This window comes from Burkholderia sp. APQ4-4ca (assembly GCF_057837105.1).
In genome coordinates, this window is record NZ_JBYQCG010000063.1 from 1 (window position 1) to 3,084 (window position 3,084).

Consider the following 3,084-nt stretch of genomic DNA (forward strand, 5'->3'; position numbering starts at 1 on the left):
GGCTCATCTCATCCTGGGGCTGTAGCCGGTCCCAAGGGTATGGCTGTTCGCCATTTAAAGAGGTACGTGAGCTGGGTTTAAAACGTCGTGAGACAGTTTGGTCCCTATCTGCCGTGGGCGTTGGATATTTGAAGGGGGCTGCTCCTAGTACGAGAGGACCGGAGTGGACGAACCTCTGGTGTACCGGTTGTCACGCCAGTGGCATCGCCGGGTAGCTATGTTCGGAAGAGATAACCGCTGAAAGCATCTAAGCGGGAAACTCGCCTTAAGATGAGATATCCCTGGAGGCTAGACCTCCTTGAAGGGTCGTTCGAGACCAGGACGTTGATAGGTCAGGTGTGTAAGCGCAGTAATGCGTTCAGCTAACTGATACTAATTGCCCGTAAGGCTTGATCCTATAACAAGTCTGTCTCGATGCCCGTTAGCGCTTTAGCGCTTACGGACATCGAGCGTCGAGTGCGAGGCACTCGACGTACGACGGTTGAAGTACCGCGTACGTGTGAGATACAGCTCACAACCCAACTAAATTACTGCTTCTTCCCAGATTGGTTGTGCTGCGAAGCAACGCAACAACCCCCTTTGCCTGATGACCATAGCGAGTCGGTCCCACCCCTTCCCATCCCGAACAGGACCGTGAAACGACTCTACGCCGATGATAGTGCGGATTCCCGTGTGAAAGTAGGTAATCGTCAGGCTCCCTTAGCCAGAAACCCCCGCCCGACAAGGCGGGGGTTTTTGCATTTAAGCGTCCTAAAAAGCGCGCAGCGAAGCGTTACCGAGGCTACGTCCGTCGGCCTGCCCTGACGCAAATCATCGCAGCATCGAGCCCCTCCTTTAGTGCTCTGCCGTGCTCGAATACTCCGCCGTTGTACCGTCCGGAATCTCCCGGCTCCTCCTTCCACGGACCATACCAGCCGTTCAGCCAACGTCACGCATTCACTCCGCTCACGCCGCGCGAAATCATCATAAAAATCCATGCGCATAAAGTTCATTCGCGCGACATGCTCGGCAGAGCGGGGAGCAAGCCCTTCGGGGTAATATCACCGTTCGTCCCGATTCCCGGTACTTGCCTGCATCCGCCGGCGATCGGCGCTTTTTGCATTCCGTCTCCCGCATCGTTCATGACTGACAGCCCCGCCCAAAGAGGTCGGACGACCGACTTCTTGCCGTATCTCGTCGCCGCGACGTTCTTCATGGAGTATCTCGACACCACCGTGATCGCGACCGCGCTGCCGCAAATGGCGCGCTCGTTCGGCGTCGGGCCGAATGCACTGAGTCTCGGGATGACGGCCTATATGCTGGCGCTGGCGGTGTTCATTCCGATCAGCGGCTGGATCGCGGATCGCTATGGTTCGCGCACCGTCTTCGCGAGCGCGATCATCGTCTTTACCGGCGCGTCGGTGCTATGCGGGCTGTCCGAAGGCGTGATGTCGTTCACGGCTGCCCGACTGCTGCAGGGTGTCGGCGGGGCGATGATGGTGCCGGTCGGGCGGATGATCGTCGTGCGCAGTACCGAGAAGGCGAAGCTGATGCGTGCGATCGCGACGATCACGTGGCCGGGCATCGTCGCGCCCGTCGTCGGGCCGCCGATCGGCGGCTTCATCACCACCTACGCGTCGTGGCGATGGATCTTCCTGTTGAACGTCCCGTTCGGCCTGGCCGCGCTCGTTTGTACCTGGCTGATCGTCCGGAATACGCGGGCCGACGAGCAACGGCCGCTCGACTGGGGAGGCTTCGTGCTGGCTGGCGGCGCATTGACCTGCCTGCTGATCGGCACCGAAGCGGCCGGACAGCAGGATGTCGACTTCACGCGCGCGGGTGCCCTGGTGGGCACAAGCGTGCTGTTCGGCATCGCCGCATGGTTGCATGCGCGACGCTGCGCGCATCCGCTGCTCGATTTCACGACGCTGAAGGTGCCGACATTCTCGGTGACGGTCATCACCGGCTCGATCACGCGGATGGCGATCAACGCCGTCCCGTATCTGCTGCCGCTGCTGTTCCAGATCGGTTTCGGACTGTCGCCGTTCCAGTCAGGGCTGCTGCTGCTCGCGAGCGCGCTCGGCAATCTCGGGATGAAGGCGGGCACGTCGTGGATCCTCGACCGTTACGGCTTTCGGCGCGTTGCGCTCGTCGACGTAACGATCGTCGGCATCTTCACGATCGCATGCGGCTGGCTGACCGCATCGACGCCGCTGGCGATCACGCTGCTCGTCGTATTCGTTTACGGGCTCACGCGGTCGATGCAGTTCACGACGCTCGCGACGCTGGCGTATGCAGACATCCCGGCTCAGCAGACGAGCGCGGCCAGCACGCTGTGGAGCGCCGCGCAGCAGATGACGATCGGAATGGGGATCGCGTTCGGTGCATTGTCGTTGCGGCTCGCCGCTTTGGTGCGCGGCGATGCGGCCGGCATGCACTACGTGCTCGACGATTTCCGTTGGGCCTTCGTCGCGGCGGGCGTGCTCGCGCTACTGACGTTGCCGGGCTACGCCCGGCTGGCTTCCGATGCCGGCGACCGGCTGCGGGCCAGCGTCGCACGAGGATAGGCTGGACTGCCAATCGAATCGGCGGGCGACAGGTGAGTGTGCGTGTTTTGCGGCGCTTACCGGGAGCGCTGATTCGTTGCGGCCGCGTTCGCTTGATGGTCCGCGCAGTCGGTCCTGGGTCGCCGCGGGCGAGCGGCGTTCCGGCCGGTCATGCCTGGTTGGAACGCTTTCCTGACGACGGCATGCGGTGCCGAGACGAGCACGAATGCGATACGCGATACGCGATACGCGGCGCGGCAGCAGCGCCTGATTGCGCTGACCGTCAAGCAATCCCGGCTCTCGCTACTGCGCGTCATGGAAGATGATGCCGACCGTATGGCGGTGGCCGCTTCGGATCCGGCTCACACCGTGCCGCAGGTTGACGCGATAGACGCCGCGGCTTCCCTGCACGGGCCGGCCGTGTACCGCGAAGATCACTGCGTCGCCTTGCGTGAGCGGCACCACGTCCGCACGCGACTGCATGCGGGGTCGCTGTTCCGTCAACACGAATTCCCCGCCACTGAAATCGCGGCCCGGCGCCGATAGCAGAATCGCGACC

At 62.4% G+C, this 3,084-nt stretch carries 2 protein-coding genes and 2 rRNA genes; 3 read left to right on the forward strand and 1 reads right to left on the reverse strand.

What is annotated here, in order from left to right; genetic code table 11:
• The 3 genes from AC3IFE_RS04030 to AC3IFE_RS04040 all read left to right on the forward strand — a co-directional run.
• Positions 1-397: ribosomal RNA gene (locus tag AC3IFE_RS04030) — 23S ribosomal RNA — on the forward strand; the annotation flags it as partial.
• Positions 398-582: 185 nt separating this feature from the next.
• A 5S ribosomal RNA gene (gene rrf / locus AC3IFE_RS04035) occupies positions 583-695 on the forward strand.
• 426 nt (positions 696-1,121) lie between these two features.
• Complete coding sequence (locus AC3IFE_RS04040; protein WP_489189675.1) at positions 1,122-2,546, forward strand: MFS transporter; 1,425 nt, start codon at positions 1,122-1,124, stop codon at positions 2,544-2,546.
• Positions 2,547-2,828: 282 nt separating this feature from the next.
• On the opposite strand, the gene AC3IFE_RS04045 is transcribed toward AC3IFE_RS04040, so the two are convergent.
• A partial coding sequence (locus AC3IFE_RS04045; protein WP_489189676.1) for a 2OG-Fe(II) oxygenase occupies positions 2,829-3,084 on the reverse strand: 256 nt, incomplete at its 5' end.

Excerpts from the sequence above, each read along its gene's own strand:
- AC3IFE_RS04040 (WP_489189675.1), top strand. The coding sequence starts at position 1,122 with ATGACTGACAGCCCCGCCCAAAGAGGTCGGACGACCGACTTCTTGCCG.